This is a genomic window from Paenibacillus phyllosphaerae (assembly GCF_014192105.1).
Lineage (GTDB): Bacteria > Bacillota > Bacilli > Paenibacillales > Paenibacillaceae > Paenibacillus_Z > Paenibacillus_Z phyllosphaerae.
Genome location: NZ_JACHXK010000046.1, coordinates 1 through 6,435 on the forward strand (window position 1 = coordinate 1; position 6,435 = coordinate 6,435).

Here is a 6,435-nt window from a genome sequence, read left to right on the forward strand (position 1 = left end):
CCACCGCGATCCGGTCCGGCGTCCTCGACGCCTGCTCCGCGAACCAGCCGTCCAGCGTCGCCTGCCCGGTCCATTCAGCCGGCCACTGCTCTTCCGCGTGCTCTCGCCAGGTACCCTCGTACTCCCCTAGCGCGAGCAGCCGCTCTTCCTCTTCCTTCGCCATCACCTGCACGTCGCCCAGCAGCTGGCCGCTGTCCCGGCTTACCTCCTCCAGCACCTTCAACCAATGCCTCGACAGCCGTTCGATCGTCTCCCGCTTGAACAGCTTCGTGCTGTATTCCATGCTGAACCTTAGCACGCCCGCCTCTTCGTATGCGTTCAACGTCAGGTCGAATTTCGCAATCCGGTTAACGAACGGATACAGCGCCCCCCCGCCGATTCGAGTTAGCTCCACCTGCTCCTTGACCGTGTTCTGCAGCGTGAACAAGTAGTCGAACAGCGGGCTTCGGCTCGTGTCGCGCCGAACGGCCAGCTCGCTCACCAAATCCTCGAATGGATAGTCGCGGTTCTCGTGTACTTGCAGCGTCGTTTCCCGCACTTCCTGCAGGAAGCCCGCGAAACGTTTGGTCCGTACCGGCTTGCCCCGCATCGCCATCGTATTGACGAACATTCCGACCATGCGTTCTACGTCCGCATCATGCCTGCCCGACATCGGGGAGCCGATCACCATGTCCTCCTGCCCTGTATAGTGCAGCAGCAGCACCTGATACGACGCCAGCAAGTACATGTACAGCGTCACGCCCTGCTCCGACGCCTGCTTGCTTACCCGCGACGACAGCTCCGCGTCCGCCTCGAAGTAGATATGGTCTCCTTCGTAGCTCTTGATGGCCGGGCGCCGGAAATCCGTCGGCATCTCCATCACCGGCGCCGGCTCCGCGAAGGTCTCCAGCCAGTATGCCGCTTGCTGCCCGAGCGCCCCGCTTTCTTTTTGCTTCCGCTGCCAAACCGCATAATCTTTGTACTGAATCCGCTGCGGCTCCAGCCGTTCTCCGGCATACAACGCCATGAAATCCTGCATGACGACCGCCATCGTCATCCCATCCGAGGCGATATGGTGCAAGTCGAGATAGAGCAGCCCCCGACCGCCGTCCGTTTCCCCGATTCCCATCCGGATCAGCACGTCCCGGTTTAAATCGAACGGCCGGACGAATCGGGCCATGCTGGCTTCCAGCTCCTCCTCGGCTACGTACCCGATCCGGTCCACAACCACGCGGGCTTCCGCTGCTTCGGTAATCCGCTGAACCGGCTCGCCTTCCGCCATCTCGTACGTCGTCCGCAGCGCTTCATGCCGTTCCACCAGCTGCTGCAGCGCTTCTTCGGCCCGCTGCATATCCAGCACCTGCTCGGTCAGAATCAGTGCCGGCATATTATATCCCGCGTTCACCTGATCGAACTGGTCGAGAATATACATCCGATTCTGCGCCGACGACAACGGATATGTCTCTTGCTTGTCGGCAGCGGGAATCGCGTGCACGGCCGCCTTGACCGGCTCCGGTCGTACCGCCACCGCATTCAGCGGGCGCTTCTTCTCCACCCATGCCGCAAGCTGCGCTACCGTTGGACGGCTCAGCACATCCGCCGCCGTCAGCTCCAGACCTGCCTCCCGGTTCAGTCGGTTCACCATCTGAATCGCGAAGATCGAATCGCCGCCCAGCTCATAGAAGCTTGCCGTCACATCTAGCTCCACAAATCCCAGGGCATCGCCCCATATTTCGCCAATCAGCTGCTCCGTCTCGCTGTAGGACGTTTCGCTTCGTCCCTGCAGCCGGACCTTTTTGCGCATCGGCAGCTGCGGTACGGCAGCTGCCGACGCCGATGCGCCAGATGGGCCTCCCGCGGACTTTGCCTTGAGTTCGGCCTGGAGTTCGGCCTCGAATTCCAAAGACATCCGGACTGGCAGCAGCGCCTTCGCCGCATGCAGCAGCTCCCGGTTGACGGTACCTGCGATCACCCGTGCCGCTCCACGCTCCAATGCGGCTACGAACACCTGCCTTGCCGCCTCGGCCTCGATCACCTCGAACAGCTGCTTGCTCGCATAGGCTTGCCGGTACGCTTCGCCCGGATCCTCCTCCCACGCCCATGCCGGCCAGTTCATCGCCAAGGTCCGTTTTCCCTGCCGGTTCCGCTTCTGCGCGAAGCTGTCCAGGTAGCCGTTGGCCGCCGTGTAGCTGCCTGCTCCTGCTCCGCCCGCCACCGTAATCGCCGAGGAGCAGACCGCAAAGAAATCCAATGCCTCCGTTTGCGTCAGCCGGTCGAGCAGCTCGGTTCCGTATACCTTCGGCGCCAGCATCCGCCTCAGATTCGCTTCCGTTTCCTCCTGCAGCGGCCGTCCCCGCTCGCCGACGCCGACCCCGGCGCTGTGGATGATGCCCTTCAGCGCTCCGAACTCGCTGCGCAGCCGCTGCATTACGGCGCCCGCTTGCGCTTCATCCCCAATGTCGGCTTGCCAGATGCTGATCCGGCTGCCAGATGCCTCAATCGACCGGATTTGGCGGATTCGTCGCGATATCGCGCTATTCGCCTCGCGTGCGGGCTCCGCTTCCCACTGTTCCCGTGCGGGGAACACCGTGCGCTGCACCAACACCAGCTGTATCCCAATGCCTGCACGCGCTGCGCGCTCGGCCAGTTCAGCCGCCAGCTCAAGGCCAATGCGCCCTGTTCCACCCGTGATGAGGTAGGCTCCTTCCGCTTCAAGCTGCAGCGGTTCCCGCTTGTCCGCCGCCGCATCCCAGCGTTTCACCACTTCGGCGTACCGGGTTCCGCTGCGGTAAGCCACAAGCCCTTTGGCTGCGACGCCTAGCTCCGCCGCCAGCTCGGCTGCCGCCGTCCGCCCGTCGATATCCACGCCTTTGCAGCGAAGCTGCGGCCGATCCATACCCGCAATCCGCAGCAGCCCCAGCAGCGAGCCGTGCGCTGCCCGGATTTGCTCTTCCGCTCCGTCAACTTCCCCCGCTTCCCTTACGATAACGGTCAGTGCGCAGCCGTGTTCCCCCGGCTGCGCCGCCTGGACCAGCCGGAACAGATCGTACACCCCGCGCTCCAGCTCCGCCTCCAGGTCCTGATCCGGGTTGCCTATTCCCCGCATGTGAACAATATCCGTCAGCTCGATACCGGCTTGCTGAATGTCCGCGAACAGCCGCTCATACCCGGCTTGATCATCCGGGATCCGAACCGCGCCCCCGCTGGTTGGCAGCACCGCGTTCGCTTCCGCGCTCCACTCCTCGCTGCCCGGCTCGATGGCTTCTACTACCTGACGTCCTTGCTCCCGCAGCCTATGGGCAAGCTCCCGGCTCTGCTCGTCGCCGCCTCGGATCAGCAGCACCGCGCCGAGTCCGCTCCGCACAGGCACGCTCGCAATGTCTTCCGCTTCCCATCCTACCGTGTGATACAGATGCTCGCGGTCCAGCTGCATGCCTGCTTCCGCCGCCTCCGGCAGCTCGATCCAGCAGCGCGTCCGCGCGAACGGATACGTCGGCAGGCTCACCTTGCGGTGTCCCTGTCCGCGGTATACGCGCTCCCAGTCCATCTCCGCGCCCTGCGCGTACAGCGCCGCCAGCTGACGGAGACCTTCCGCCCGAAGTCCCGGGTCCGGTTCTCTGGCTGCCGTCACCGCTTGCTCGGCGCGTTCCCGCAACTCCGCTTCGGCCTCCGCGCTTGCTCCTGATTCCCCGTACCAGACATCCGCTGCGTTCCACTGCCCCGGCTCCTGCTCCGCCAGTTCCCGCAGCCGCCGCAGCAGCGTCTCCCGGCTGTCGCCGACAATGGCCAGCCGATGGCTGTAATGCCCGCGCCCTGCATTCGCCGTGCTGCAGATCGCGCCTGTATCCGCATCCGCAAGTCTATCCAGCGCACCGATATAACGCCGGATCAGCACGCCGAGCCCTGATGCGCCCTTCGCCGACAAGGCCAGCACATGCGGTCCGTTCCCTGATGCCTGCACGCCTCCTTCACGCGGAGGCGCTTCCTCCACGACCACGTGGCAGTTTGTCCCGCTCAATCCGAAGGCGCTGATCCCGCTCCGTCTCGGCGTTCCCGCCTCCGTCGTCCAAGGCCTTGCCTCGTCCAGCACATACACCGGCGACTGCTCGAAGGCGATCTCCGGGTTGGGGCGGCGGAAGTGCGCCGTCGGCGGCAGCTCCTTGTGCTGCATCGCCGCGATCACCTTCAGCAGACCCGCCAGCCCTGCCGCATGGTCCAGATGCCCCATGTTCGTCTTCATCGAGCCGATCGCGCAGAATTGCTTACGCTTCGTATACCGGCCGAACGCCCGCTTAATGCCGTCGATCTCGATCGGATCGCCTAGCTTCGTGCCCGTGCCATGCGCCTCGATGTAGGAGATGCTCTCCGGCTCCACGCCCGCATGCTGCCATGCCCGGACGATGACATCCTCCTGCGCCGCCGCATTCGGCGCGGTCAGCCCGATCGAGCTTCCGTCCTGGTTGACCGCGCTTCCTTTAATAACGGCGTAGATATGATCCCGGTCCGCCAGCGCGCGCGACAAGGGTTTCACTAAGACCGCGATAACGCCTTCGCCGCATCCCGTACCGTCCGAATCGGCATCGAACGTCCGGGTACGGCCGGTCGAAGATTCAACCCCTAGCGTAATTTCGTATTCCGGCGGAAGGATGGCGATATTAATGCCGCCGACCAGCGCAGCTTCACACTCCCCGGCCCGGATAGCTTGGCAAGCGGTATGCAAAGCCACAAGGGTGGATGAGCAGGCTGTGTCGATCAGCATGCTCGGCCCCTTCAAGTCCAGCAAATAAGATATCCTGCTGGCAATGACGGAAGGAATGTTGCCGGCGAAGGCCGACACCAGGTCCTCCGGTCTCGTGCGTTCAATCATCCGCCTGTAATCCTCACGCGCCCCGGCTCCCAAATAGACTCCCGTGCGAGTACCTCGGAGCTTCCCGCCGCCATAACCCGCGTCTTCCACAGCCGACCAGGCCGACTCCAGGAACAGGCGTTGGTTCGGGTCCATCAGACTCGCTTCTTTGGGAGACAGCCGGAAGTAAGCATAATCGAATCGATCGATCGCTTCTACGAAGGCGCTTTTCACCCGGGTCAGCTGGAGCTTTTTGTTCAGGAAGGCAAAATAGTTCTCGGCATCCTTTCTGCGCTCCCCCGCATAATCGCTCATAAAATCATGTCCTTCGCGCAGCTTGCTCCATAGCTCCGATAGCTGCGTCACGCCATCGGCCAATTGAAAGGAAAGGCCGATGACGGCGATATCGTTCGGTGGTACTTCCTCAAATTCAGCAGTTCCTTTGCTTACTCGACTTTTCAAATCGCGCAGCTTCAACAGATGACCCTCCTCTAACCCTATGCATGATTACATCAATGCCGCTTCTTCGTTCTCGACCGCCAAGCTGATCATCTCCAAATAATCTTTGGCCACTTGCCTCATCTGCTGGCCATTCATTGCGCTGGAATATTCGAACAGGAACGTAATTTCCCCATCGTCAGCATTCGCGCTCATTCCCAGCGCTATATCGTACACAGACGTTAATGAAGCCGCTTGGCCGTATAGATCCATGCTGTAGAACAGCGGTGCAACGGAACCAAATACCGGCCTTCCTGCCGGGCTGGACGGCACGGCCATCGTCGCTTCCTTCCGTCGCAAACTCGCATCGGTCTGCTTAATCAGATCGGTCAACTCGGCAGCAGCCGAAAAATCCATCTCCAGCGTTTGAACCAGCCCCTGCCCCCTCATCATCGCCTGGCACGGAATCGTCTCAGCCTCCGCGTATTCACTCAGCAGCAGTCCGAACAGGGCCAGTAGAACCGTTGGCACGTCGACGCCTTCTTGGTTAGCCAACGCGGCGACTCGACGGCTTGCGGCCGATGGCAGCGCAAAGCCGAACACGCCGTCTCCTCCGCCGCTGCGGACAACGAACCGGCTCGGCAACAATACAAAAGCAATCGTCGCTCCGGCCTCCTCCTGACTGCCGGTAAGCAGCTTGCTTAACTCCATGATGGTCGTATAGGAGAACAGATCACTAACCGATAGCTTGCCCGGGTATTTTTTCTCCAGTTGCGCAAACATGCGGATGAGCAGCAGGGAGTTCCCCCCGACATCGAAGAAGTTATCGCGGATGCCGGCGCGCTCGTGGCCGAGCAGCTTGTTCCAAATCTCTGCCAGCTCCTGCTCGATCTCCGTTCGCGGCGCAGCGTACGCCGTACCGCTTTCCACATTCATTTGCGGCTCCGGCAGCGCGTTGCGGTCCAATTTGCCATTCACCGTCATCGGCAGCTTCTCCACCGACGTATAGTGCGACGGCAGCATATACTCCGGCAGCTTCTCGGACAAATGCGACCGCAGCTCCACTACGTTCACCGGACCCGCCGTCCGCACATAGGCGCACAGTTCTTTCTCGCCTTCCGCATTGCTGCGGACCGTAACCGCTGCTTCCAGCACAGCTGGATGTTCCAGCA

The 6,435-nt window shown here is 62.1% G+C and carries 2 protein-coding genes; both read right to left on the minus strand.

Annotated elements, in window-relative coordinates; genetic code table 11:
• Positions 1–5,302 (minus strand): condensation domain-containing protein (locus tag FHS18_RS33900; RefSeq protein WP_183604801.1); only part of this gene is annotated, 5,302 nt, incomplete at its 3' end.
• Positions 5,303–5,332: 30 nt separating this feature from the next.
• Positions 5,333–6,435: phosphopantetheine-binding protein (locus FHS18_RS33905; protein ID WP_246428071.1), on the minus strand; the 1,103-nt coding region annotated here is incomplete at its 5' end.